This is a genomic window from Faecalimonas sp. LCP19S3_D12, assembly GCF_052121495.1.
Taxonomy (GTDB): Bacteria; Bacillota; Clostridia; order Lachnospirales; family Lachnospiraceae; genus Faecalimonas.
The window spans coordinates 16,912-41,604 of sequence record NZ_JBQKED010000016.1; the positions used below are offsets into that span (position 1 = coordinate 16,912).

The 24,693-nt window shown below is 42.0% G+C and carries 26 protein-coding genes; 5 read left to right on the plus strand and 21 right to left on the minus strand.

Annotated features, from left to right (window positions below; genetic code table 11):
• Positions 1 to 123 precede the first annotated feature (123 nt).
• The 14 genes from ACTQXY_RS06515 to ACTQXY_RS06580 form a co-directional block, all read right to left on the minus strand.
• Positions 124 to 2,160: a heavy metal translocating P-type ATPase gene (locus tag ACTQXY_RS06515; RefSeq protein WP_441658851.1), complete on the minus strand. Its 2,037-nt coding sequence runs from the start codon at positions 2,158 to 2,160 to the stop codon at positions 124 to 126.
• Between the two features lie 48 nt (positions 2,161 to 2,208).
• Positions 2,209 to 2,526 carry a DUF6110 family protein gene (locus ACTQXY_RS06520; protein WP_441658852.1) on the minus strand — a complete coding sequence of 106 codons (318 nt, stop codon included), beginning with the start codon at positions 2,524 to 2,526 and terminating at the stop codon, positions 2,209 to 2,211.
• Between the two features lie 165 nt (positions 2,527 to 2,691).
• A complete protein-coding gene (locus tag ACTQXY_RS06525) occupies positions 2,692 to 3,099 on the minus strand; it encodes a transcriptional repressor (protein ID WP_441658812.1) in 408 nt (135 codons plus the stop codon).
• 19 nt (positions 3,100 to 3,118) lie between these two features.
• The gene (locus ACTQXY_RS06530) at positions 3,119 to 3,256 is read right to left on the minus strand and encodes a FeoB-associated Cys-rich membrane protein (RefSeq protein WP_004612876.1); all 138 of its coding nucleotides are present in this window, start codon (positions 3,254 to 3,256) and stop codon (positions 3,119 to 3,121) included.
• A 37-nt stretch (positions 3,257 to 3,293) separates the two neighbouring features.
• Complete coding sequence (feoB, locus tag ACTQXY_RS06535; RefSeq protein ID WP_441658813.1) at positions 3,294 to 5,450, minus strand: ferrous iron transport protein B; 2,157 nt, start codon at positions 5,448 to 5,450, stop codon at positions 3,294 to 3,296.
• A gap of 70 nt (positions 5,451 to 5,520) precedes the next feature.
• Positions 5,521 to 5,742: a FeoA family protein gene (locus tag ACTQXY_RS06540; protein WP_004612878.1), complete on the minus strand. Its 222-nt coding sequence runs from the start codon at positions 5,740 to 5,742 to the stop codon at positions 5,521 to 5,523.
• A 22-nt stretch (positions 5,743 to 5,764) separates the two neighbouring features.
• Entirely contained in the window at positions 5,765 to 5,977 is a 213-nt protein-coding gene (locus tag ACTQXY_RS06545; protein ID WP_004612879.1) for a FeoA family protein, read from the minus strand.
• A gap of 104 nt (positions 5,978 to 6,081) precedes the next feature.
• Positions 6,082 to 6,864, minus strand: a complete 783-nt coding sequence (locus ACTQXY_RS06550) for an ATP-binding cassette domain-containing protein (RefSeq protein WP_441658814.1) — start codon at positions 6,862 to 6,864, stop codon at positions 6,082 to 6,084.
• Positions 6,861 to 7,847, minus strand: a complete 987-nt coding sequence (locus ACTQXY_RS06555; RefSeq protein ID WP_441658815.1) for an iron chelate uptake ABC transporter family permease subunit — start codon at positions 7,845 to 7,847, stop codon at positions 6,861 to 6,863. The genes ACTQXY_RS06550 and ACTQXY_RS06555 overlap by 4 nt, the downstream gene beginning before the upstream one ends.
• Positions 7,844 to 8,734, minus strand: coding sequence for a heme ABC transporter substrate-binding protein IsdE (isdE, locus tag ACTQXY_RS06560; RefSeq protein ID WP_441658816.1), 891 nt, complete (start codon positions 8,732 to 8,734; stop codon positions 7,844 to 7,846). Before isdE ends, ACTQXY_RS06555 begins: the two co-directional genes overlap by 4 nt.
• A gap of 3 nt (positions 8,735 to 8,737) precedes the next feature.
• Positions 8,738 to 9,457: a heme-binding Shp domain-containing protein gene (locus tag ACTQXY_RS06565; RefSeq protein WP_441658817.1), complete on the minus strand. Its 720-nt coding sequence runs from the start codon at positions 9,455 to 9,457 to the stop codon at positions 8,738 to 8,740.
• 1 nt (position 9,458) lies between these two features.
• Positions 9,459 to 11,108: an NEAT domain-containing protein gene (locus ACTQXY_RS06570; protein WP_441658818.1), complete on the minus strand. Its 1,650-nt coding sequence runs from the start codon at positions 11,106 to 11,108 to the stop codon at positions 9,459 to 9,461.
• 222 nt (positions 11,109 to 11,330) lie between these two features.
• A complete protein-coding gene (locus tag ACTQXY_RS06575; RefSeq protein WP_441658819.1) occupies positions 11,331 to 12,101 on the minus strand; it encodes a MarR family transcriptional regulator in 771 nt (256 codons plus the stop codon).
• 4 nt (positions 12,102 to 12,105) lie between these two features.
• Positions 12,106 to 12,501 carry a DUF454 family protein gene (locus tag ACTQXY_RS06580; protein WP_441658820.1) on the minus strand — a complete coding sequence of 132 codons (396 nt, stop codon included), beginning with the start codon at positions 12,499 to 12,501 and terminating at the stop codon, positions 12,106 to 12,108.
• Positions 12,502 to 12,653: 152 nt separating this feature from the next.
• Here ACTQXY_RS06580 and ACTQXY_RS06585 point away from each other — a divergent pair, with 152 nt between their 5' ends.
• Positions 12,654 to 13,019 carry an iron dependent repressor, metal binding and dimerization domain protein gene (locus ACTQXY_RS06585; protein ID WP_441658821.1) on the plus strand — a complete coding sequence of 122 codons (366 nt, stop codon included), beginning with the start codon at positions 12,654 to 12,656 and terminating at the stop codon, positions 13,017 to 13,019.
• A 24-nt stretch (positions 13,020 to 13,043) separates the two neighbouring features.
• Here ACTQXY_RS06585 and ACTQXY_RS06590 read toward each other — a convergent pair whose 3' ends face one another.
• The 5 genes from ACTQXY_RS06590 to ACTQXY_RS06610 form a co-directional block, all read right to left on the minus strand.
• On the minus strand, positions 13,044 to 13,709 hold the full coding sequence (locus ACTQXY_RS06590; protein ID WP_441658822.1) for a DUF1275 family protein: 666 nt from the start codon (positions 13,707 to 13,709) through the stop codon (positions 13,044 to 13,046).
• A gap of 21 nt (positions 13,710 to 13,730) precedes the next feature.
• Positions 13,731 to 14,846 carry a 5-methyltetrahydropteroyltriglutamate--homocysteine S-methyltransferase gene (locus ACTQXY_RS06595; RefSeq protein ID WP_441658823.1) on the minus strand — a complete coding sequence of 372 codons (1,116 nt, stop codon included), beginning with the start codon at positions 14,844 to 14,846 and terminating at the stop codon, positions 13,731 to 13,733.
• A gap of 114 nt (positions 14,847 to 14,960) precedes the next feature.
• Positions 14,961 to 15,878, minus strand: coding sequence for a LysR family transcriptional regulator (locus tag ACTQXY_RS06600; RefSeq protein ID WP_441658824.1), 918 nt, complete (start codon positions 15,876 to 15,878; stop codon positions 14,961 to 14,963).
• A 9-nt stretch (positions 15,879 to 15,887) separates the two neighbouring features.
• Positions 15,888 to 16,547 (minus strand): PHP-associated domain-containing protein, encoded by a 660-nt coding sequence (locus ACTQXY_RS06605; protein ID WP_441658825.1) that lies wholly within the window; start codon positions 16,545 to 16,547, stop codon positions 15,888 to 15,890.
• 15 nt (positions 16,548 to 16,562) lie between these two features.
• Entirely contained in the window at positions 16,563 to 17,753 is a 1,191-nt protein-coding gene (locus ACTQXY_RS06610) for a glycosyltransferase (protein ID WP_441658826.1), read from the minus strand.
• Between the two features lie 169 nt (positions 17,754 to 17,922).
• Between ACTQXY_RS06610 and ACTQXY_RS06615 the strand changes: the two genes are divergently transcribed.
• Positions 17,923 to 18,810: a MerR family transcriptional regulator gene (locus tag ACTQXY_RS06615; RefSeq protein WP_441658827.1), complete on the plus strand. Its 888-nt coding sequence runs from the start codon at positions 17,923 to 17,925 to the stop codon at positions 18,808 to 18,810.
• Between the two features lie 53 nt (positions 18,811 to 18,863).
• Here ACTQXY_RS06615 and ACTQXY_RS06620 read toward each other — a convergent pair whose 3' ends face one another.
• Together ACTQXY_RS06620 and ACTQXY_RS06625 are read right to left on the minus strand one after the other, a co-directional pair.
• The gene (locus tag ACTQXY_RS06620; RefSeq protein ID WP_441658828.1) at positions 18,864 to 20,657 is read right to left on the minus strand and encodes a flavin reductase; all 1,794 of its coding nucleotides are present in this window, start codon (positions 20,655 to 20,657) and stop codon (positions 18,864 to 18,866) included.
• A 16-nt stretch (positions 20,658 to 20,673) separates the two neighbouring features.
• The gene (locus tag ACTQXY_RS06625; protein ID WP_441658829.1) at positions 20,674 to 21,459 is read right to left on the minus strand and encodes an HD domain-containing protein; all 786 of its coding nucleotides are present in this window, start codon (positions 21,457 to 21,459) and stop codon (positions 20,674 to 20,676) included.
• Between the two features lie 142 nt (positions 21,460 to 21,601).
• On the opposite strand from ACTQXY_RS06625, the gene ACTQXY_RS06630 reads away from it, so the two are divergent.
• From ACTQXY_RS06630 to ACTQXY_RS06640, 3 genes are read left to right on the plus strand one after another with little or no spacing between them, the layout of a single operon-like run.
• Entirely contained in the window at positions 21,602 to 22,162 is a 561-nt protein-coding gene (locus tag ACTQXY_RS06630) for a hypothetical protein (protein ID WP_441658830.1), read from the plus strand.
• A gap of 1 nt (position 22,163) precedes the next feature.
• Entirely contained in the window at positions 22,164 to 23,552 is a 1,389-nt protein-coding gene (locus ACTQXY_RS06635; protein ID WP_441658831.1) for an MBOAT family O-acyltransferase, read from the plus strand.
• Positions 23,553 to 23,567: 15 nt separating this feature from the next.
• A complete protein-coding gene (locus ACTQXY_RS06640) occupies positions 23,568 to 24,668 on the plus strand; it encodes a DHHW family protein (protein ID WP_441658832.1) in 1,101 nt (366 codons plus the stop codon).
• Positions 24,669 to 24,693: the final 25 nt, after the last annotated feature.

The window sequence follows — 24,693 nt, forward strand, 5'->3', positions numbered from 1 at the left end:
CACATAGCCGCTGCACCACTATTTGTGTTTATATCCTGTGTACAATGTCATAAAAAGGCATCCTATCATTGCCCATGCCCAAAATCTATGTTTTTTCATATCCTTTCGCCTCCTAATATGTGACTACAGCAAATCCTGCATACTCTTCAGGCTGATTCCAAGTGTTGACATATTATGGAACAATGCTGACGTAGTCGGCTGTAAGATCCCACTCACCCCAAGTAAAATCAGTCCTGCATTAAAAGTAACAATAAATCGGTAGTTTCTTTTGATCCGTTTCATCAGTCCATCGCTCAGCTGCTTTAATATTACAAGCTCATATAAGTTCTCTGCACCAATCATAATATCGGCAATTTCTCTTGCAAGCTCTGCTCCGTCACTGATTGCGACTCCTACATCAGCAGCCGAAAGCGCCGGTGAGTCGTTGATGCCATCTCCGATCATAATGACTTTTCTGCCTTTTGTCTTTTCTTTTTCCACAAAATCAGCCTTATCTTCCGGAAGTACTTCTGAATAATATTCATCTACACCGACTCTTTTTGCAATCGCTGCCGCAGTGTGCTCGCTGTCCCCTGTCATCATCACGATCTTTGAAATGCCTGATTTTCGCAGTATTTCAATGACATCTGCCGCCTCCTCTCGGAGAGGGTCTTCAATGCAGATGACTGCTGCCAATTCTTTTTCAATCGCAAGATACAGATGAGAGTATTCCACCGGAAGTGATGCAAAAAGCGCTTCTTTCCCCTCTGGGATCATACATTTTTCATCCTCAAAGACAAAATGATAGCTTCCGATAATTGCCTTTTTCTCATTGATCATCGTGGAAATTCCGTGTGCAACCATGTATTCCACTTTCGAATGCATTTCCTCATGATCCAATTTTTTCTTCTTGGCAGCGTTCACGACTGCTTTTGCCATAGAATGCGGAAAATGTTCTTCCATGCATGCTGCAATCCGAAGTAGTTCATCCGGATCTTCTCCGTTGAACGAAACGACATCCACTACAGTAGGCTTTGCTTTTGTGAGTGTTCCTGTCTTGTCGAACACAATCGTATCCGCCTCTGCCGCTGCCTCTAAAAACTTACCGCCTTTTACTGTAATATTATGCACGCCTGCTTCTCGAATCGCTGAAAGGACAGCAATCGGCATCGCAAGCTTTAATGCACAGGAAAAGTCGACCATCAATATGGAAAGTGCTTTCGTGATATTACGTGTCAAAAGATAGGTCAGCGCTGTGCCCGCAAGTGTATACGGCACAAGTTTATCCGCCAGATGCTCCGCCTTGCCTTCCAATGCAGATTTCAGCTTCTCCGATTCCTCGATCATTGTGACTATTTTTTCAAATCGGCTGGATCCGCCCACTGCTTTGACCGCAATCGTCACTTCGCCTTCTTCCACCACGGTTCCTGCATACGCAGAACTTCCTTGTACTTTTCTCACCGGGAGAGATTCTCCGGTAAGAGACGCCTGATTGACCATCGCCTCACCATCTGCCACTGTGCCGTCAAACGGAATGACATTCCCCATATGTACAACAACCTGATCTCCTGCCTGAATATCAGACACCGGAACAAGAATGTCTTGTTCCCCCTGTTTAAGCCATACTTTCCCCACATTCAACGACATTGTTCTCGCAAGATCATCCACTGATTTTTTATGTGTCCATTCTTCTAAAATTTCTCCGATTCCCAGCAGGAACATGACCGAACCTGCCGTATCGATATCATTTCGCAAAATGGAAACCCCAATCGCTGTTGCGTCAAGAACCGGAACTTCAATCTTTCCTTTACACAACACCTTTAAACCTTTGTAAATATACTTTAACGATACTGCCGTCGTATAAAGGGCATTTACCGGATATGGAAGAAACCATTTTCTTGCATACCCAAACAAAACTTTATTGATTAACTTTTCCTGATAAGCAGCGTTTAACGCCCTGCCGGAATTTTCTAAAAGTCCCGCTGGCACCTCCGTCTTTTCATAAGAAAATCTCTTCATTTCTTCTATAATGACCTCTCGGTCACCGGTATAGCGAATGACAGCATCCTGCGTGCGCTCATACACTTTCGCTGATGAAACCGTTTTCATGTTTGTTAAAAAATACAGCAAAATATCTGCCTGCTCATAAGTCATTCTGTTTTGCAGAAGATGAATTCGCATTCTGCCTTTCATCTCATGTTTTATGATAAATCTCACTTGCTGTCGCCTCTATTCTGCCACTGTCTCTTCCACAGCTTCTTCCGTAGTTTCTTCTGTCTGTACCTCTTCAAACTCCTGCTCTTCTTTTACTGCTCTTTCTTCATTGATTGCTTTTGCCTCTTCGTAGATGTCTTCTGCATTCTCCTGAATAGTAGTTGCAGTCTTCATGACACATTCTTTTGCTCTAAGCACCGCTGCCGTTCCATTTGTATAAAGTTTCTTTGCATCTTTGCTTGATAATAGCTTGATTCCTGCTGTCCCAAATAACACACCTGCCGCGAAAATACCTGTTTTCTTAAAATTGATACCTTTTAAACAATCTAACATCATAAATACCTCCTAGAATAATTTTATCCATTGATTATATTCCCATGATTCGACAAATTCCAGTTTTTTTCACACTATCGATAAATTTTATCATCTATTTTCTCTACAACCAAAAGGAGAATGCCACCGCCGAGTCCTCCCAAGCTGTGTCATTCTCCTCTTCTCCTACATATGTGGGCATGACTGCAAAGCAATGTGTTTAATTTTCTGTTCATTCACATAACCGCATGCCTTCAGTCCTGCAAGCATCACCGACTGAAGCTTGTTTGATGACAGCCGGCACACAGAATGATCTTCAAACTCAATGACACATCCATTCTGACCGTCACACTCACATACATCCGAAATCTTATACATGTTTTTTCTGCTGATCGCTCCGATCTCCTCTAATGTATTTACCATTCTGTATATCGTCGCAATCCCAATTTGAGGATCTAACTGTGATGCGCGGTAATAGATTTCCTTACAGCAGGAATAATCTTCCTCCATAATAATATCAAGCAACATCAATCTCTGCTTTGTAATTCTGCATCCCCGTTCTTTCAATTTTTGAATGATAGCCTCTTTCTGCATCCAGTCTCACTCCTCATCTTTAGTGACAATGTCCTCCACAGTGTTTACAGTCTCCACCACATTGAATTGATTTTCCATTCTTCTTATCTCGAATCATTTTTCTGATAATCAGTGCTACGATTCCAGCTAACGCAATGCCAACAACTGCTGTTCCCATATTACCGCCTCCATTTCAAAATCAATCGGTCTGTCAATTATCTTGCTCCTACCATACCTTTCATATTGACATTTAATGTCTTGCTTTCTTTGTATGGTCTGACAAGCAGATAAATAAACCCAATTACTAATATAAACGCTACTACAGTTCCAGCGCCGAATGTTCCGGTGCTGATCAATGTTCCAATCTGGTAGATGCAAAGTGAAACAATGTATGCAAGACCTGTCTGGTATCCGATTGCAAACCAGAACCATTTTGCATTATTCATCTCTCTTTTAATTGCTCCCATCGCCGCAAAGCAAGGCGCACAAAGAAGGTTGAACACTAAGAATGAGTAAGCCGCAACCGCTGTCATACTTCCTGCAAGCTGTCCCCAGATCTCAATACCGTTGTCTGCATTTACCTCCGCAAATCCAAATAAAATACCAAATGTACCAACTACATTTTCTTTAGCAATCAATCCTGTAACTGCCGCAACTGCCATTTTCCAGTCGCCCCATCCAAGTGGTACAAAGATCGGTGCAATCACACTTCCGATGTGAGCCAAAATACTGTCGTTCAATTGTTCTGCCTCCAACATACCAAATGAACCGTCAACCCATCCAAAGTTCATCAAGAACCACAATACAATTGTAGATAACAGAATAATTGTACCAGCTTTTTTGATAAATGACCAGCCTCTTTCCCACATACTTCTAAGTACGTTTCCAACTGTCGGCCAGTGATACGCCGGAAGTTCCATTACAAACGGCGCCGGATCTCCCGCAAACATCTTTGTTTTCTTTAAAATGATACCGGAACAGATGATTGCTGCGATTCCAACAAAGTAAGCACTTGGTGCAACCCACCATGCGCCATCGAACAACGCTCCCGCAATCAATGCAATGATCGGAAGTTTTGCTCCACATGGAATAAATGTTGTCGTCATGATTGTCATCTTACGGTCACGGTCATTTTCAATCGTTCTCGACGCCATAATACCCGGAACACCACATCCGCTTCCGATCAGCATCGGGATAAATGATTTTCCGGAAAGTCCAAATTTGCGGAAAATTCTATCCATGATAAACGCAACTCTCGCCATATATCCACATGCTTCCAAAAATGCAAGGAACAAGAATAACACAAGCATCTGAGGTACAAAACCAAGAACTGCTCCTACACCAGCCACAATACCGTCAAGAATCAATCCCTGAAGCCATCCTGCACAGCCGATACCGACCAGGAATTTTTCAATCGCAGGCGGAATGATTTCTCCGAACAATACATCATTGGTCCAATCTGTCACCCAAGTTCCAACCGTTGTGACCGAAATATAATATACAAGGAACATAACCGCCGCAAAGATCGGAAGCGCAAGCCATCTGTTCGTCACGATATGGTCGATCTTATCTGATGTTGTCATCTTATTCTGTTTATTCTTCTTGACACAGTCATGAATAATAGAAGAAATATATACATATCTCTCATTTGTAATGATACTTTCTGTGTCATCGTCAAACAGTTCTTCCATTTTTTGAATCTCTGCGGATACATCCGGAACAGATTTCATCTGTGCCTGAATCTTATCATCTTTTTCCAACAGCTTGATTGCAAAGAATCTCTTCTGTTCTTCCGGAACAGTTCCCGTCAGCATGTTTTCAACTGTCTTAATCGTATTTTCAGCATCTTCTGAGAATGCATGTACCGGCGTCATCGCTTTTTTCTTCTGCGCAAGCCCTACTGCCTTCTCCGCAGCTTTCTGAATTCCTGTTCCTTTTAATGCTGAAATCTCGACAACTTCACAGCCAAGCTCTTTGCTCAGCTTATCTGTATAGATCTTGTCTCCGTTCTTTTGCAGTACATCTACCATGTTGACTGCCATAATTACCGGAATGCCAAGTTCCATCAATTGTGTGGACAAATATAAGTTTCGCTCAATATTTGTACCATCTACGATATTAATAATGGCGTCAGGTCTCTCTCCAATCAAATAGTTTCTTGCCACTACTTCCTCTAATGTATATGGTGACAAAGAATAAATTCCCGGAAGGTCCATGATAATAACATCTTTATGACCTTTCAGTTTTCCTTCTTTTTTTTCTACTGTTACTCCAGGCCAGTTTCCTACAAATTGGTTTGAACCAGTCAGAGCATTGAACAACGTTGTTTTTCCGCAGTTTGGATTACCTGCTAGTGCTATCTTTACTGACATCTTCTCTCTCCTTTTTTATGTTTGTCGAATCTCGTTTTTATTAGTTTTAACTAACCGTTTGCCAAAAAAATTATTCTACTTCTATCATCTCAGCATCTGCTTTTCTCAACGACAATTCATATCCTCTTACTGTTACTTCCACCGGATCACCAAGCGGCGCTACTTTTCTCACAAAAATCTCGACTCCTTTTGTGATCCCCATATCCATGATTCTTCGCTTCACCGGTCCCTCACCAGTCAGTTTCTTTACCTTGACGGTCTTACCGCAGGCTACCTCCTTTAACGTTTTCATCTCTTTTCGCCCTCTTTCATCACTAAACCATAATCTTGTTTGCCATATCTTTCCCAATCGCAACTCTGGAATCTTTCACATTCACAATCATGTTACCTCCGATTTCAGAGATTACGGTAACTACTCCGCCGGTAACAAAGCCAAGATTTTCTAAAAATCGTCTTGTCTCTTCTTTTCCACCGACTTTTTTAATTACATTTTCTTCTCCTGGATTCACCATCGTTAACGGCATCATACACACCTCTTCTTTCTGATAATGATAAACAATTTCATTTTACACGGTTAGTATACTCTAACGTCTATTAGATGTCAACATCTTTTTTCATTTTCTATTTTTGTCTACACCGCCAATATAAACGGCTTTTTCTCCACAGTAAAAACCGGCAGCCTGACGCCATAGATTTCTTCTAACAGTTCTTCCGTCAAAATTTCCTCAGGACCTCCCTGTCCAATCATTTTTCCTTCTTTCATTGCGAGTATCTCATCGCTATAATACAATGCCTGATTGATATCATGCAGCACCATGACAATGGTAAGCCCATATTCCTCGTTCAATCTGCGCACCAATTGTAATATCTGTATCTGATACCGCACATCCAAATAGGTTGTCGGCTCATCTAAAAGCAGAAGCTCTGTATCCTGTGCGAGTGCCATCGCAATCCACACCCGCTGCCTTTGTCCCCCAGACAGCTTTGAGACCGGACGGTTTCGATATTTTTCTGTGCGTGTCACCTCCATCGCCCATTCTACTCTTTCCACATCTTTTTCGCTCATCTTAAAGCTTCCGGTTCTTCGATGAGGAATTCTCCCGTAGCCGATTAGCTTCTCCACGCTCAAATCTGCCGGTGCCGTATGATACTGGTGCACAATCGCAGCTTTTTTTGCCAGATCCTTAAGTTTCATATTCCGAAGATTTTCACCATAAAGACAAATTTCCCCTTGATCAGGCTTTAAATTCCTTGTCAGCAGCTGAAACAATGTAGATTTTCCACAGCCATTCGCACCGATCAGAGTTGTGATCTTCCCCTTCTGCAGTGAAAATGACATTTCCCGAAGTACCTGATGCTCTCCATAGGAAAAAGAAAGGTTCTGCACTTCATAGATCAATTTCTGCTCATTCATAGTTCTGTCTTTGACCTCCTTAATAATAAAATGAAACTTGGACCTCCAATCACTGCCATAACTACTGCCGCATTAATCTCGTATGGATACGCAATCGTACGCCCGATTGTGTCGGCGAGCAATAGCGTAAACGCCCCGAGGAGCATCGTGTAAGGAATGAGTACCTTATGACTGTTTCCGACCAGCAGCCTTGCAATATGTGGCACTAAAAGTCCCAGAAAACTGATGCTTCCAACTACCGCAGTACTGATTGATGCCAAAAGTACAGCTGCTGCAGACACTATAAGACGCACCGCATTGACTCGAATTCCAAGTGAGCGGATTGTCTGATCTTCCAATCCAAGAATATCGCATTTTGACGCTAAAAAGACAGCCAAAACAAGCCCAATCACTGCATAGATGAAAAGCATCCGAAAATCCTCCCATGTTTTCATCGTAATATTCCCGTTCACGATACTAGCTGCCCCACTATAATTCGCTCCCATCATACTTTCTCCGGCGGACATCAGCCCAGTAAAAAATGCATTCACCGCCACACCGGTCAAAATCACCCTGAGAGGACTCAAATCCCCCTTCCAGGAAAGCAGATACACAAGTCCACATGCAAAGACACCTCCTAAAAACGCAAATACAGGAACCGCCAGATACAGTGATGGCGCAAATGCCGTCACAAGCACTGCCGCCATTCCCGCGCCGGAGCTAATTCCCATGATCCCCGGATCTGCCAGCGGATTTTTCATTACCGCCTGAAGCATGACACCTGATACAGCTACCGCTGCACCGGCGAGCATCGCAATCAAAATTCTCGGAAATCGCAGTGAATATATCGTAGCGACTGTCTCATCATACGCTACAAACAATCCTCTCAAAATCTGTTCCGGAGATGCTTTTAAGCTTCCCGTATTAACAGCAACAAGGAACAGCACAATCAATGCTGCTCCCGTAATCAGAAATGAAATTATTTTTCTTTTTATGCTAATCAATTTGTTCCCTCCTGATACAAAAATATTTCCAGTTCTTTTAGCGCCTCCTCATATTGGAAATTTGCACTCATCCCAAACTTTTCATTATCCAGGTCATATACTCTTGCATTTTGCACCGCCTCAAAATGTTTCCAAATATCATTCGTCGCAAACTCTTCCGCAAACATTTTTTTCACCTGCTCCGGAAGCGCATGAGAAGTCCGAAGGATGATATCAGGTGCTTTCTCTACCATATCTTCCGGATTGATATTCAGAAAATCCTGCCCGTCGCCATCTCCGTATACATTGACAGCTCCGGCAAGCTTTACAAGGCTTCCGACATAACTGCTTTCTGTTGCCACCACATAAGATCCCGGCAGCCCCATCAATATGAGCACCGTAGGAGGCTCCTGCTCATTATGCTTTTGTGCGAAATTGGTCTTAAAATCCTCGAATTCCTGATGAAGCTTCTCTGCCTCTTCTTCTTTTCCCAGCATCTTTCCTAATGCAAGAATCGATTGATACATTCCTTCTGTACTTTTCAGATCCAAAAAATAACTTTCAACTCCTATATTTTCATACTGGGACTTTAATTCTCCTTCCAGAGAATTCGGACTTAAAACGATATCCGGTTTTAACGATTTTATGATTTCCATATCGGGAGCCATCGGAGAACCGACGCTTTCTGCATTTTCATAGCGTTTCGGAATAGAATAACTGTCCGTTTTCGGAACTCCGACAACTCCTTCTACTTCCAGTTTGTCAAGAATCTCACAAGTCGCCACCGAAGTCGCCACAATCCGCTTTTCTTTTGTATCATTGTCTGCACTTTGATTTCCTGACTGATCCACACATCCGGTCAAAAACAGTACGGATAACAAGGCTGCAATCAACTTTATCTTTTTCATTTCTTATTTCCTTTTCTTTACGAACACAACCAAAGAACCTATCACAAGCACAATGACAGCTCCGACTGCAATCTGTCCAACCGGCACTTTATTTGTGTTTGCTTTTTCTGTCACCTGTTCTTCATCTGCAGTCTGCTCTTCATCTGCCACCTGCGGCTCTTCTTCAGTCTGTGGCTCTTCTTCAGTCTGCGGCTCTTCTGCCGATATCATCTCACTTACAAAATTTCCTGTCCCTGCCTGTGCAGATGCCATATCCAGTTTCACAAAGAACTGTACGTCTCTTCCCATCGGTTCTACATACAAGATCGGACTGATATAATTATCTGCCGAATCCACCTCAAACCGATAGTGATTGAACGTATCTCCATCTCTTTCACAACTTCCGGTCTGTGTAATTTCCACATCTCGATAAGTTCCGTCTGTCCCCTGTATCTGCATACGTACATCACTCACATTTGACATCAGACCAATTCCAAGCGTAACATACGTTTTCCCCTGAAACTGTTCTACCAGCGCACTGTCCTCCACAATACTCTCACACATACTGTCTCCAAGTGCAATGTTCGTCCCGCCATCTACAGTCTGTCCCGTCTCCGGATTTGCATAGGATGTTGTTCTCCCTACCGTATAAGCTCCATCTTCCATCGCATAAACAGGAACAGGGGCAGCCGCAATCGCAGCTGCCATTCCCAATCCCAAAACAATTTGCTTTAATCGTTTCATCTTATTTCGCCTGTCTCTTTCTGTAAACCATTGTCATCACACCGGCAGCTGCTGCTATAAGCATAACAACCGGAATTGCCGCATAATTATCATAGTCTCCTGTCTTTGGTGCACTTGATGCTCCATAGCTGCTTCCAGATGCAGGAGTTGTCACCTTAACAGTAGTGTCATTCGCATCTTCAGAAACTAATTTCAGCGCTGAGTAATCAATGCGAAGTCTTGCTTCAATATCCTGGTGTCCCATGATCGCCACATGCGGATTCACTTTTACATTCAGATATTCCTGTGTATGAGGAAGTACAAATGAGAAACAAGTCGGATTTCCAGAAGCATTTTTCTCCTCCACAGTAGCATTTGTATAATTTCCGTTGGCATCAGCCACTTTTAATTCCTGAAGACTCGCTTCAATGTTTCCATATGTCATGGATTTTGTGTAAATATACATTGTCTTCACGCCATTTTTCACAACGATTCTTGCGGTGCTGTTCAAAGACTGCGCCGCCATAGACGCCTGATCTTTTGTCGCATGCCACAGCCATACCGGGACTTCATAAATACCATCTTTCAAATGGTCTTTGTCAAGTGTTGTGCTTCCTGCGTTTTGATTCGTGTTATTGTTTGTATTATTGTTCGTATTGTTATTGGCATTATTGTTATTACCACTGTTGTTGTTTGTGTTGCTATTGTCTGAGGTTGTCTTTTCTTTCAAGCCTTTGACTGCCGCCTCAATGTCCGCTGCCATCTGATCTACTCTATTCTGCTCATTTTGCTTCAGACCGCGCACAACTGTCTGCAATGCATTTTGAAGCGCCTTCACAGTTCCGTCTGTATATTTTGTCAAGTCTTTCGGAACTGACGCAATCGCCGCATCCACTTTGCTGTAATCTGCTTCCGGAAGATCACTTACCAACTGCAATTTCCCTTTTAAATCTTTTAAAGAAGCAATCATCTCATTGACTTCTGCTGCCGATGCTCCGCCATTTGCAAGCAATCCTTCTGCTTCCTTCATTTTCGCCTCAAACGCGCTCCATGAATCTTCTGTATAATCTTCTTTCACGAGATCTTCATAAGATTTCAAGAGATCACTCAGCGCACTTGTATCCACCTGTGCATTCGAAAAGTCCAATGTCAGTGTCACAACCGTCGGATATGGATTCCCTCCACCCATCAAATTGTTCATAAAATCTACTGTAATCTTCAATTCACACACACCATCGTCAGAAGGTGTAATCGGAAATTGCATTTTTTCCGGCACTTCGATGTTTGCAATTGCTGCCGGATTTCCGAATGTTGTAGAAGACTGCTCTGTCTTGTAAGAGAGATATTCCGCACCCTCTACAGTTAAAACATTCGCATGATATTCTCCCATCATGTTGATTACCATGTGATTGTTTTCAACAGTTGCTGTCATATTTCCTTCCCCGTCTACAGTCACCTTGGCACTCTCTCCAAACGCTTTGTTGAACGCCTCATTTACCGCAGCAATCGGAGCTTTGCTCTTGAGCGATGTAATCGGCACCACATAATCTCCTGCCTCTAGTTTTTCAGCAGCTTTTACCGTATTTACTTGTGTCAGACTAAATGTACACACCGCAGCCATCGCAAGCGCGGCCATTCTTCTCACCATTGATTTCATGGTCTTATGCTTCATTTTTCATATCCTCCTTTTTATTATGTTGCCTTTAACTATTATTTGTTAGATTAAACTAACCAGTAGGCATTAAAAAAAGCAACTTAAATTGCTGAACTGACTATATCACACTTCTTTTCGAAAGAAAAATCTTTTTTTGTTGCACCGCGCAACAAATCGCGTTCTTCTTCTTTTTTTTTACTTTAAATCATAATTTTCTTTTTGTTGCAACTCGCAACTTTTTTACGCAATATATACGGCAAACAAAAGCTCTTTCTCATCGTCCCCATCAAAAATCTGAATCCAGATCCTTCCTGAAAGCATCCTTCCTTTTTCACCTGCAATGCTCTGAAACCGGATTTTGTCTGCCCGAAAAGCCAGCAATTTGCCCTGTCTTTCCATCTCACACCATGCTTGTCCATCCCAATATGCAAACTCATATTCCCGATACTCCTCCAGCATCCGCAGATACAATTTCCCATTTTTATTCTGTATATTTAAAATACAAGGATTTTCAAACCGCTCATTCCACACTGAGGCTTCATGCTCCCGATGCAGCTCCTTCTGAAAAATGGTAAACGGAATCGGATAATTTCCATCTGGATATCTTCTGCTGAGCCTCTCTCCGTCAAATTCCATTCCTTCCCGAAATCCGTATTTTACCCGCTTTGCAATCTCTTCTTTTTTCAGAGCTTCCAACGTCTCCTCTTTGCAGTACGACGCAATCGTCACGGCATCTTCCCTCGCCACCTCCTGCGAAACCCCGGTACTCAGCAGATGTCCAATAACCAGTTCTACTTTCTGACTGTACGCTTCCGCCGCCATCTTTCCCTTTTTCGTAAGTATCGGCTTTCTCCGATTACTTTTATCAATCAAACCTTCCTTCTCCAAAACAGTCAGCACACGGCTGACTGCATACTTTTCCTCTCCAAGCGTCACCGCAAGGTTCGTCACGTTCCACTGTTCTTTTTGATTTTGAAAACAGATCAAAGTTTTTACTTTTAATATGTTCATGCAATTATTCCCCTACCAATGTTGTATCACGAACTGTCTCTATTTTCGTAAAGAAGTAGACATATTTAAAAATAATAAGGAACACAATAAATATTCTTCCATGAAGATTGCTCATCGCAATCATTGCTAAAATCAGCATTGCTGATGCCGGAAGCAGAATACAAAATTTTGTTTTCAAAGTCATGGCACGATTTTTTACAAAACTGTCTAAATGCTTCTGATACAGTTTTGTTCCGGTAAACCACTTGTGAAATCGTTCAGAACCTTTTGCCAGACAAAAAGATGCCAATAAAAGAAATGGGGTTGTCGGAAGTACCGGAAGTGCCACTCCGATCATTCCAATCCCCATTGCTAAAAAACCGATTACAAGCCAAAGAATTTTGATTGGATTCTTTTTCATGATAAATTCCTTTCTCTACACAGTTTCTATTTTCTACCAATAATTAGTTTTAGCTAACTAGAGAATATCAAAATCCTATTTATTTGTCAATGCAATCTTTCTAAGTATATGGTATAATGCTCATAAAATGCATAGTAAAAGGAGGAAAGCTTATGAAACCTTTTGTAAACGAATCCGCTGAGAATTATCTTGAAACAATTTTAATGCTGAGCAAAAAGTTACCGGTTGTCCGTTCTGTAGATATCGCAACCGAATTGGATTTTAAAAAATCAAGTGTAAGCGTTGCAATGAAAAATCTGCGCGAGAAGAATCATATTACAGTCACAGATGCCGGATTTATATATCTCACAGAATCCGGATGTGAAATAGCAGAGATGATCTATGAACGGCACCGTCTTTTGTCCGATTGGTTGATTCGCCTCGGCGTGTCGGAAGAGACAGCGAACGAAGATGCCTGCCGTATGGAACACGTGATTAGTGCGGAAAGCTTTGAAGCGATTAAAAGACATGTAAAATAAAGACGCCGGCAAACGCCGGCATTTTTATTGCTTTTCTCCATCTATAAACATCATGACAAACGCCATACCTAACATCACCACACAGACTATCAATGCTTTTTCAGACAAATATTTCACACAGATATTCCCAAAAACGGCCCCCATTACAAAACAAAAAATAATTCCGTAATATAAGAACCCTTTTTTCAGATGCTCTTTTCTTTTCGAGCCCAAATACTCACACATCTGCTGTGTCGCGCTACGCAGGTTTCCAATGCACATCGTCGTCGCAATTCCATTTCCATGTATCTTCCGAAAACTCTCAACCTGTATCCCACAGGCAAGTGACGTCAGACTATTTGCCGGAAGATTGAACTTTTGCGGTATGAAACAGACTACAAATAATACAACTGCTTCACTTAACACCGACAGCTGTCTCCAGTGGAAAATACTTTTTTCTTTCATCTTCATTCGGACAAGATCTGCAACTCCGATTCCGGTCACAAATGCAATGACCGGAATTAAATACCTGATTGCCATATCCCACTGTCTTTCCGACATATAGATACCAAATAATAAGATATTTCCCGTCTGGGCATTCGCAAATACCTTTCCTCTGCACATATAGGAATAGGCATCCATAAACCCTCCCGAAAGCGCAAGTATAATTCCAAGCCGAATGGACTCCGACATTTGTCTTGATCGTTTCACAGTACCACTTCTTTCAATTTTCTATTCTTTCCAAGTTGCTGAGGCAATCTTCTTAACAAGCGCAAGCTTTGCCCACTGCTCCTCCTCGGTCAGTTTATTCCCGATCTCGCACGATGCAAATCCACACTGAGGACTGAGGTACAGACGTTCCAGCGGTACATACTCGGCCGCCTGCCGAATTCTTTCTTTGATTAGCTCTTCGCTCTCAAGAACCGGTGATTTTGTTGTTATAAGCCCAAGAACAACCTTTTTATCATCTGAGACAAATCTAAGCGGCTCAAATCCTCCCGAGCGCTCATCGTCAAACTCCAGATAATATGCGTCCACGTTCTCATTTGCAAACAGATATTTTGCCACTGGCTCATATCCGCCTGATGATGCCCAGGTAGAATGGTAGTTTCCTCGGCATACATGAGTTGTAATCACAAGATCCTCTGGTCTTCCCTCAATCGCAAGGTTGTTCAGGCGAAGATATTTTTCTGCCTCGCTTTCTATTGTAACACAATCCTGCTGTCTTGCCTCCCAATATTTTTTATCACAAAACATCCCCCATGTGCAATCGTCAAATTGAATATTTCTGCAGCCTGCTTCATAAAGTTCTTTGATCACAGTGCGATATGCTTTCGCAATATCCTGAATGAGCACTTCCTCATCTGGATAAAATTTCACTGTATTCTTCCCATTTTCTTCTCGAAATAACTCTGCCAGCAGCTGCGCCGGGGCAGGAATTGTCTGTCTTGCCACTGTGTTTTCATCTTCAAATTGTTTCACAAATTTAAAATGTTCTACAAACGGGTGATTCTCTCCGCTGATCTTTCCGCTCACAGCAACGGAGCCGTGCGTAGTCTCTTCTCCATGGAAGAAATATCCGTGATCCAGCTCAATATGCTCACCCCCATTTAATCCCCACATAAAATCCAAATGCCAGTAGCTTCTGCGAAATTCTCCATCGGTGATCACATGATATCCTGCTGCCTTTTGTTTTTCTACCAGATCACGAATCGCCTCATTCTCAACTTCTTCCAATTGTTTCTCCGATATTTTTCCACTCTCAAAATCTGCTCTCGCCTGCTTTAACTGTGCAGGTCTTAAAAAACTTCCTACAAAATCATATCGAAACGGTGCATTCTTACTCATATCTTCTACCTCCAAATACTTTTGTCTTACCCTCCGGTAATCTATGAAGGTATTATATCGGGACACAATAAATACGTAAAATATCCAAAAATATCTGTTAGCTATAACTTTTAGTTATATCAACTCTGTATTTTCGTCGATATTTCGTTTGAGTGCATCTATATATGCTATTCCTAAACGGCTGAAATGTGACTTCTGATGGCTCACATATCCGATATGCATATCCCCCTCTTTTTCAAGCGGCACTGCAACAATATTTCCCCCGTTCAGCTCCGAATCGATCACTCCGCTGCAGACAGTATATCCGTCCAACCCAATCAGCAGGTTAAACAGTGTCGCTCTGTCACGCACCCGGATATTTTTTATCCTCTGTACTGTACTGAAAATCTCTTCCGAATAATAAAAGGAATTATGTTCTCCCTGTTCAAACGAAAGATACGGATACTCATGAAGCTCTTCCATTGTCACAGATTTTCGACTCGCCAGCGGATGTCTGTTGCTTATAAAAATATGCGGCTTTGCCACAAACAGTTCTGTAAACACAAGTTCCTTTACCTTCATAATTTTTCGCAGCACTTTTTCATTAAAATCATTCAGATACAGAATCCCTAACTCACTTTTCATCGCCGCGACATCTTCTATAATCTCATATGTCTGTGTTTCCCGAAGAGAAAAATCATATTGGGCGGTTCCATGCTCCTTGATCAAATCCACAAACGCATTCACCGCAAACGAATAGTGCTGTGTGGAAACACAAAACTGCTGCTTTCTGCCGGATTTATGCATATACTTTTCTTCCAAAAGATCCGCCTGTTCAATCACCTGTCTTGCATATGCCAAGAACTGCTCCCCCTCATGTGAGACAACAATCCCTTTGTTTGTGCGCTCAAAAATTACAATTTCCAGCTCTTTTTCCAGCTCCCGGATTGATTTGGTGAGACTTGGCTGTGATATATATAATTCTGTTGCAGCTTCGGTCATCGTTCCCTTCTCCGCCACCATCGCCACATATCTCAACTGTTGTAATGTCATAGTTCCCTCTTATCTTTCAATCTCAAATGGTTTGTGAATCGGTGTCTCCATATCCCATATTTTGTATTCTCCATTCCAGTAGTAAGCCGGCTTACACTTACCACTTTTAAACACACGAATCAGGTCTTCCATCGTGCGCACCTCCTCTGGAAAATAAGTTGCAAAAAAGCCGACCTTTCCCGGTATATGACAGTCACTTGAGCCAACAGTGACCAGTCCAAGTTCTCTTGCATAATCTGCCGCTTTTTTGTTTGCCTCGGGAAGTGTGCTTCCGTTGAGCACCTCAACACCGTCCAGTCCCTTTACAATTCTCAGATTTTCTTCCAATCCACGGTTGTTATTGCGAAATGGATGCGCACTGAAACAGATTCCGCCCTGCTCTTTCACGATATCGATAAACTTCTGTGCATCCACCCGCTCTTTCGGATATTCCTCGATTCCTAAAGCCACGATATCCCCCTGCAGAGAAAAAAATTCAATTCCCACAAAAATCGGAAATCCTGTTTTTTCAGAGTATGTTCTCGCATACTCTCGCAGTCCCATCTCGTCGTGATCTGTAATGCAGATTGCTCCAAGTCCCCGCTCCTTTGCAAGCTCCACCATCTCATCCAATTTTAAAAAGCTATCTTTTGAAAATGTCGATTCGTGCATGTGCATATCTATAAACATGTTCTTTCCTCTTTTCTACGTTATCATTTCCAGAACAGTCCGACTGATGCCTTCCCATGAGACACCGTTCAAATCGGGACATTCTTCTTGTTGTTGTTCTAATTTCTTCTCTATTGCCTCCGCCAATTTCTTTTCAAACTCCGGCAATTTTTCTTCTTTCGGCTCATCTACCCGAGTCATCTCAGGCAACGGAACAAACTCCACCTGTTGTCCCGGCACATGCTCATCTAGCCACTCTTCCATCCCAGAAATCTGCGAACAGACCACCTTACATCCACATGCCATTGCCTCCATCGTCACCAGTGGCAATCCTTCAAAAAATGACGGGAGAACAAACACATCGCTTTGCCGAAATACCTCTGCTAAAGCTTCCTGCTGCAAACTGCCTAAAAATATCACCGGATATCTGCATTCCCTGGCAAGCCTGCAAATTTCTTCATACTCTTCTCTGCTGCCATGCCCTCCTGCAATCTTCACAACCAGATTTTCCGGTTTGATCGAAAGCATCTCCAATGCCCGAAGCAGACTGAAAACCCCCTTCTTCTCTGTCACTTTCCCCGCAAATGCCAACTGTTTATACGGTTTCTGTTCTGTTTTCTTCCGATAAAAAATGTTTTGATTGTAGCCAACCCCGACAGTGTGCACAAGCTCCTCGCCGCAATTAAAAATCCAGATAATCTCTTTCTTCTGTCCGTCATGCAATGCCACAATGCCATCCAACTGCGGAATCCACTTCTGAATGTATTCCATCTGTAATGGATTTTTACAAATCTGACGCAAATCAGAGCCATGACAAATTCCAATGACTTTCTTCTTCGGATACCATTCCCGCACCAACGCAGTCAGAAGATACAGGTGATGACACACAATCAAATCCGGACAAAACTCCTCGACCGCTTTTCGCACCACCCTTTGAAATGCACTCCGGTACGCTTGAAACATCTCTTCTGTAAAGTCCTTATATCTCGTACTCTTATATGGCATCTCATCCGACATTCCTGCAATTGGAAACGGCAGCTCCTCCGACAAATATTTCACCGGATAAAATATAACTCCCTCTGGGAAATTTACGCTGTCCTCCTCATAAACTCCCGCAAGAACTGCCTGCTCATGTCCAAGGGCATTCCAGTTCTTTACCAACTCCGTCAGATAAATTCCACTTCCCGTGCTGTGCGGTTTCTGAGCTGTAATATTTAAAATCCTCATTTGTTTTTCTCACTCTTTCTTCCCATTTCTGTAACTTGTCTATACCAATCATACGATAACTCTTTTACCCACACAAGAAAAAAGTTGATATATTTTCTGATTTTCCTTGACCTGTACGCTGCGTACCCCCTTATAATATACCCATCACAAGGAAAGGAGCATACCGTTTATGTTATTAAGCGAAGTGGCAAAACAGGTCAATCTCACAAAACGGGCAATCAAATATTACGAAGAACAAGGACTTCTCCATGTCACAAAAGATGCGAACGGTTATCGCAATTACTCAGAAGAACATCTTAACATTTTAAAAGAAATTTCCGTCTATCGAAAACTGGGGATCGGTATTGCAGATATCAAAAAAATATTAGAAACAAGAAATTTATCTCTCTTAGAACAAATTTATGAAGAAAAAAGTAAAAATCTTTCCGAAGAAACTAAAGAACTTGAGGCTCTAAAACATTTTCTCTCCGAGCAAAATGTGGACGAAATCAGTGCAGTTGTAGATTACAGGACAATCGCCGACGCATTGCAGGACATGATTCCTGGATTTTATGGTTACTATTTTTTGAACCATTTTACCCCCTATCTCCAGATTGCAATTACAACAACCGAGCAGCAGCAAGCATATGAACAAATTCTATCTTTTTTAGATAATACGAAAATACGCATTCCTCTCTTTCTGCGATTTTCAGGATTTGTAATGCAGCATATTTTGCCGAAACCATCCTTGCAAAAACAGCTGGAAACGATTGACAAACAAATTTATCAGTACTTAAATCCTACAGACGAGGAGTATCAGAGACTTTTAGAGCAGACCCGAAAAAATGTAAAACTTCGCAACAGCTTCTTTTGCAAATATCACCCTGCGTTCATCTCGCAACGTCGATTTATGCGAGAACTCCAAAATCAAGGGTACAACGATATTTTTATTCCAAATATGATGGAGCTGTCCCCGAAATATAAAGAATACCACGATGCACTCACAGCGATAAATAAAAGAATCTGCGATGATCTCGGATTGTATTACGATAGCAATTATCATTTGATTATGAAATGAAATAAGAATGTTCAGACACAATAAAGGAGCCGAATTTCTTCGACTCCTTCATTTCACGATATCGGCTCAAAATCCGCCACTCCATGTTTACAAAGCGGACAGATAAAGTCATCCGGCAAGACATCTCCTTCGTAGATGTATCCGCAAACGACACAGACAAATCCTTCCTTTCCTTCTGTCTGTGGTTTTGGTTTTACATTTTTCTGATAATACGTATATGTCATCGTCTCTTTATCGCTCATCACCCGCGCCTCTGTCACCGTACAGATGAACATGCCGTGTGTATCGAGATCCACATACTGCTCCACTTTCAAAGACATAAATGCATTGATGTATTTTGGCAGGAATACCAGTCCATTATCAGAGCGAAGTGTCTGGTATCCTGCAAATTTGTCGACAAGGCGACCGCTCTGAAATCCAAATGTCTTGAACACTTCAAATGGTGCTTCCACAGAAAGACAGTTCACATTCATCACGCCCGTCTTTTTGATGACATGGTGTGAGTAATTTGCTTTGTTGATATTCACTGCCACACGGTTCGGATTATCTGTAAGCTGTGTCACTGTATTGACAATCAGTCCGTTATCTTTCTCCCCGTCATTGGAAGTCACAACATAAAGTCCATATCCTATCTTAAACAATGCTGTCAAATCATTTTTATTCGCTTTTGTATCAGACTGTGCAACATATTCTTTACACAATTCCTCCGCCATACCTTCAAGCTGATCCATATTATCACTATTAAGCGAAGACATAATCTTCACATTATGCTTAAGCCAGGAAATGTTTTTACTCTCTTCAAACATTTCCTTCATCACTTTTGCGGCAAGTGGCGCCCAGCTTCCATTTTCGATCAGTCCGATTGTGCGATTTTGGTAATTCCGCTCTGTCAAATGCTCAATAAATGTCTTCATAAACGGAAAGATATCCGCATTGTATGTCGTTGTCGCCAGCACAAGTTTTCCGTAACGGAATGCATTTTCCACTGCTTTTGACATATCCTCACGGGCAAGGTCACATACAACTACTTCAGGGCATCCCTTCTCGCGCAGTTTACTCTCCAACACTTCCACCGCTTTTTTTGTATTTCCATAAATCGATGTGTAGGCAATCATCACGCCCTCTGATTCTACCTCATACGAAGACCATGTATGGTATTTTCCGATATAATGTGAAAGATTTTCTTTCAAAACAGGTCCATGCAGCGGACAAATCATCTGAATATCCAAATTCTGTGCCGCCTTCAGCACGTTCTGCACCTGCATTCCGTATTTTCCGACAATACCGATATAGTAGCGACGTGCCTCATCGTCCCAATCTTCCTCCACATCAAGTGCGCCGAATTTTCCAAATGCATCTGCTGAAAACAACACTTTTTCATAAGTGTCATAAGTCAGCATCACTTCCGGCCAATGCACCATCGGAGCAAACAGAAATTGCAGTTCATGCTTTCCAAGTGTCAATGTATCTCCATTTTTTACTTCCAGCTTTTTCTCATCTAAATCCATATCACGGAAGAAATTCGCAATCATCGTAAATGTCTTTGCATTTCCTACGATTGTTGTATCTGGATAAATTTTCATAAAGCTATAAATATTCGCAGAATGATCCGGTTCCATATGTTGAATGATCAGGTAATCCGGCTTTGTTCCTCCAAGTGCGGCTCCAACATTGTCCAGCCATTCATGTGTAAATTTTACATCTACAGTATCTACAACTGCGACCTTTTCATCTCTGATTACGTAAGAATTATAAGCCATTCCATTCGGTACCGCATATTGCCCTTCAAACAAATCGGTCTGATGGTCATTGACTCCTACATAAATAATGTCGTTCGTAACCTTCATTTCGCATTTCCTCCTATTATTTTTTGCTCGCTTTCGTTACACGATTCATTATATATTTTATGACATGGTTTTTCAACTCCTGCATCCGTTCGTTACTGATAAGATTTTCACACGGGATCCTGTCCACAATCTTTTCCACATAAGAATGTTCCTGAATAATCTGCAGCGTTTCCGTAAAATAAATATCGAAAAAATATGCTATATAAGATACCCAGTAATCCAGATTTGTCTTTCTATCCTCAGACAATACGGAGCGTTCATTGAGACATGCCTCCCAGACTCTCTCGCTGATTTCCTGCGCTCCTGCTTCTTTCGCACTCGCTCCTCCAAGCAGAACCTCCACCCGCTCCTCTAATTTCACACGGCAGTTATCCAGCTTATCCGCATCCCGAATCAGTTCGGCATGCAATAAAGTTCTTGAATCCAAAATCTTTGGAAGCTGAAATGCACTGTGATAACGGATTGCCGTCTCGATTGTCTCATCCCACGTTGTCTCCGGGAGAAATTCTCTGATTCGCCCCTCCCGAAACAAAATATCTGCACCATACTGTGCATGGTCAAAAATGCCCGGTTCAAATGAATCATATAATTTAAGTTGCTCAAATCTTCCTATATCATGCAGCAGGGCAATAATTTTCGCAAGAAAAATATCTTCTTCTCCCAATCCCATCCTCCTTGCAATCTCCTCACTGCAGTCTACAACACCATATGTATGTACAATTTTTAGATAAACTTTTTCATCCTTTCTGTCATACCCGTTAAGGTACAATTCAAAAGCCTGTTTTGCCTGCTCAAAATCCATGCTAAACGCCTCCTTTGTCTTTATTTATATCATTTCTGTACCGAACTTGCAATTGAGAAATTTTGTGTCTCTCCACCTAGCTATTCCGCCCTGACTCTGATACAATATAGCCACAAAATAAATTCAAGAAAAAGGAGATCTTATGAAAAAATTTTTATCAATTCTATTAGCCTTCCTTTTAACATTCTCACTGGCAGGCTGTACAAAAAAACAATCTTCAAAAGAAGACACCTCACCAAAAGATGCCTTGGAGATTCTCACAACGGTCTGGTCCTCATACTCGGACGACAACAAATTTCAGGCTATGGGCGGTGACTACAACAATATGACCGACAATAAGCCCGGGAAATTCGATGTCAGCGATACGGAAAGTTTACGCTCTCTGCTGATTGTGCCTGAAGATTCAGCAGGTCTGATCGACGATGCAGCAAGCCTGATTCATGCAATGAATGCGAATACATTTACGGGAGCTGCATTTCATCTGTCTGACCCGAAAACGCTCAATACCTTTGCCGATTCTTTAAAAGAATCTATACTTGGCAACCAATGGATGTGTGGATTCCCGGAAGTATTACTTCTCGCTCAAATTGGCGATGATTATGTTGTCTCTGCTTTTGGAAATACAGACTTGATCAACTATTTCAAAACACAGTTGACAGACCAATATCCATCTGCAGTCATCTTGATGGAAGAGAACCTATAGTATGTTATTTTCAAGCATTCCTTTTTTATATTACTTTTTACCGCTTGTTTTAGTCTGCTACTTTTGTGTGCCTTTTCGATGGAAGAATTTCATTCTGCTTTTCTTCAGTCTCATATTTTATTCCTGGGGAGAACCACGATATATTTTTTTGATGGTTCTCTCCATCTTACTGGGTTATATCGAAGGTATCCTCATCGAGAGAAAGAAGCATTCCCGACTGATTCTGGCAGGCGCCTGCTGTATTCATCTTGGACTTTTAATGTATTTTAAATACGTTGATTTTTTGATTGGAAACCTGAATGCAATTGGATTGTCTATACCGCTTTTCCACATTGCTCTGCCAATCGGTATCAGCTTCTACACCTTTCAAATTTTGAGTTATCTCATCGATGTGTATCGAAAAGACTGTACGGCGCAGACAAATCTGATTTCTTTTGGAGCATATGTGTCGATGTTCCCGCAGTTGATCGCAGGACCGATCGTGCGGTACAAAGACATTGCAGCACAGCTTGAAGTGCGGAAACATTCTGTTGAGAAAGCGGCACTTGGCATCCGAAAATTCATATTTGGATTATCCAAAAAAGTTCTTCTTGCGAACTCTCTCGGCGCGCTTTGCAGTACCTTTCAAACCTCCACAGACCGCTCTGTTCTCTATTATTGGCTGTATGCCTTTTCCTTTGCGCTGCAGATTTATTTTGATTTTTCTGGTTATAGTGATATGGCGGTCGGTCTCGGCAATATTTTTGGGTTCCATTTTCCGGATAATTTTCATTACCCGTATTTGTCAAGAAGTGTCACGGAATTCTGGAGACGTTGGCACATTACATTGGGGTCATGGTTCCGTGACTATGTCTATATCCCAATGGGCGGCAACCGCGTGAAAAAAAGCCGCTGGTTTTTTAACATCGCAGTCGTGTGGTTTCTGACCGGACTGTGGCACGGCGCATCTTGGAATTTTGTCCTGTGGGGAATGTTCTTTGCGGTTCTGCTTGTATTAGAAAAGCAAGGATTTTCTGCATTTTTGCAAAAACATCCTTTATTTTCCCATATGTATGTCCTGCTCGCAGTGACCGTAAGCTTTGTCATTTTCAATGCAGTCTCCACCAAAGATGCTCTCGAAACGCTCAAGGTCATGTTTAGCGGCGGCTCTTTGCCACTTGTTTCAAAAGAATTCTTATACTATCTCAAAAGCTATGGTGTTATCCTCACCATTTCTGTGGTCAGCGCCACCCCATTTGCTGCGCAGCTGATTGAAAGATTCCGTACAAAGAAAACGGCGAAACAGCTCCTCAATATTTTAGAGCCGGCTGTCCTGATTGTTTTAATGCTTACTGTGACTGCTTATCTTATTCAGGATTCTTATAACCCATTTTTATATTTTCGCTTTTAGAAGGAGGTATTTTCAATGTCAGACCAATGGAAAAACAGAATCGTAATTGTTACTACAGGCATTCTCTTATTTTCTTTTTCCATCGCCTGTTTTCTGAAGCCGTCCGATGCGGTTTCCCTCAGCGAAAGGCGCCCGCTCACACAGTTTCCTTCGCCAGATACAGGCAGCTTGCTCTCCGGAAGCTTTATGAAAAAATTTGATAAATATGCGGTCGATCAGTTTCCGATGCGAGAAGCATTCCGCCACCTGTATTCAACTGTTTCTCTCGATTTACTTGGAAAATCAGATATAGAAGGACTGTACTTAAAAGATGATATGGCAATCGCAATGGAATATCCGATGCACGAGGACTCTTTGAAGAACGCCTCGAAAGTGTTTCAAAGAATTTATGAGACCTGTCTAAAAGGGAATACGGAAAATATCTATCTTTCCATCATTCCGGATAAGAACTATTTTTTACAAGACGATGACTCTGCACTGACAATGGACTATGATGATTTCTTCCAGACGATGCAAGATGCAAATCCGCAGATGCATTATATCGATATTGCACCGCTTTTGGAGTTAACCGACTATTATCAGACCGATCCCCACTGGCGGCAGGAAAAAATCATCGATGTTGCAAATCATCTTGCAGACTCCATGGGTACTTTTGCCTCAGATGATTTTCAAGAGCAGGTATTTACAAAAGATTTTCGTGGCGCTTATGCAGGGCAGGCGGCTCAGAATCTTTCCGGTGAACCACTTTGCTACCTGACAAGTCCTACAATAGAGCAGTGCACGGTATTCGACCATCAAAACAACCGTCAAATTTCCATGTATGATTTTGTAAAAGGCGATGGAAAAGACCCTTACGAGCTCTTTTTGTCCGGCTCTTTGTCCTATATCACAATTGAAAATCCTGCCGTACAGACAGACCGTGAACTTGTTATTTTCCGCGATTCCTTCGGCAGTGCCATTGCACCTCTGCTTGCCACCGGATACCAAAAGATTACACTGCTGGATGTACGCTATCTTTCAAGCTATTCGCTTCCATCACTGATTGATTTTAAAAATCAGGATGTCCTGTTTCTCTACAGTACGTCGGTCTTAAATCACAGCGAGACACTGAAATGACAAAAATCCGTCATCAGTGTCTCTT

Coding starts and splice junctions, on each gene's coding strand:
- ACTQXY_RS06515 (WP_441658851.1), bottom strand. CDS start 2,160: ATGCGAATTCATCTTCTGCAAAACAGAATGACTTATGAGCAGGCAGAT.
- ACTQXY_RS06520 (WP_441658852.1), bottom strand. CDS start 2,526: ATGTTAGATTGTTTAAAAGGTATCAATTTTAAGAAAACAGGTATTTTC.
- ACTQXY_RS06525 (WP_441658812.1), bottom strand. CDS start 3,099: ATGCAGAAAGAGGCTATCATTCAAAAATTGAAAGAACGGGGATGCAGA.
- ACTQXY_RS06530 (WP_004612876.1), bottom strand. CDS start 3,256: ATGGGAACAGCAGTTGTTGGCATTGCGTTAGCTGGAATCGTAGCACTG.
- feoB (WP_441658813.1), bottom strand. CDS start 5,450: ATGTCAGTAAAGATAGCACTAGCAGGTAATCCAAACTGCGGAAAAACA.
- ACTQXY_RS06540 (WP_004612878.1), bottom strand. CDS start 5,742: ATGAAAACGTTAAAGGAGGTAGCCTGCGGTAAGACCGTCAAGGTAAAG.
- ACTQXY_RS06545 (WP_004612879.1), bottom strand. CDS start 5,977: ATGATGCCGTTAACGATGGTGAATCCAGGAGAAGAAAATGTAATTAAA.
- ACTQXY_RS06550 (WP_441658814.1), bottom strand. CDS start 6,864: ATGAATGAGCAGAAATTGATCTATGAAGTGCAGAACCTTTCTTTTTCC.
- isdE (WP_441658816.1), bottom strand. CDS start 8,734: ATGAAAAAGATAAAGTTGATTGCAGCCTTGTTATCCGTACTGTTTTTG.
- ACTQXY_RS06565 (WP_441658817.1), bottom strand. CDS start 9,457: ATGAAACGATTAAAGCAAATTGTTTTGGGATTGGGAATGGCAGCTGCG.
- ACTQXY_RS06570 (WP_441658818.1), bottom strand. CDS start 11,108: ATGAAGCATAAGACCATGAAATCAATGGTGAGAAGAATGGCCGCGCTT.
- ACTQXY_RS06575 (WP_441658819.1), bottom strand. CDS start 12,101: ATGAACATATTAAAAGTAAAAACTTTGATCTGTTTTCAAAATCAAAAA.
- ACTQXY_RS06580 (WP_441658820.1), bottom strand. CDS start 12,501: ATGAAAAAGAATCCAATCAAAATTCTTTGGCTTGTAATCGGTTTTTTA.
- ACTQXY_RS06585 (WP_441658821.1), top strand. CDS start 12,654: ATGAAACCTTTTGTAAACGAATCCGCTGAGAATTATCTTGAAACAATT.
- ACTQXY_RS06595 (WP_441658823.1), bottom strand. CDS start 14,846: ATGAGTAAGAATGCACCGTTTCGATATGATTTTGTAGGAAGTTTTTTA.
- ACTQXY_RS06600 (WP_441658824.1), bottom strand. CDS start 15,878: ATGACATTACAACAGTTGAGATATGTGGCGATGGTGGCGGAGAAGGGA.
- ACTQXY_RS06605 (WP_441658825.1), bottom strand. CDS start 16,547: ATGTTTATAGATATGCACATGCACGAATCGACATTTTCAAAAGATAGC.
- ACTQXY_RS06610 (WP_441658826.1), bottom strand. CDS start 17,753: ATGAGGATTTTAAATATTACAGCTCAGAAACCGCACAGCACGGGAAGT.
- ACTQXY_RS06615 (WP_441658827.1), top strand. CDS start 17,923: ATGTTATTAAGCGAAGTGGCAAAACAGGTCAATCTCACAAAACGGGCA.
- ACTQXY_RS06620 (WP_441658828.1), bottom strand. CDS start 20,657: ATGAAGGTTACGAACGACATTATTTATGTAGGAGTCAATGACCATCAG.
- ACTQXY_RS06625 (WP_441658829.1), bottom strand. CDS start 21,459: ATGGATTTTGAGCAGGCAAAACAGGCTTTTGAATTGTACCTTAACGGG.
- ACTQXY_RS06630 (WP_441658830.1), top strand. CDS start 21,602: ATGAAAAAATTTTTATCAATTCTATTAGCCTTCCTTTTAACATTCTCA.
- ACTQXY_RS06635 (WP_441658831.1), top strand. CDS start 22,164: ATGTTATTTTCAAGCATTCCTTTTTTATATTACTTTTTACCGCTTGTT.
- ACTQXY_RS06640 (WP_441658832.1), top strand. CDS start 23,568: ATGTCAGACCAATGGAAAAACAGAATCGTAATTGTTACTACAGGCATT.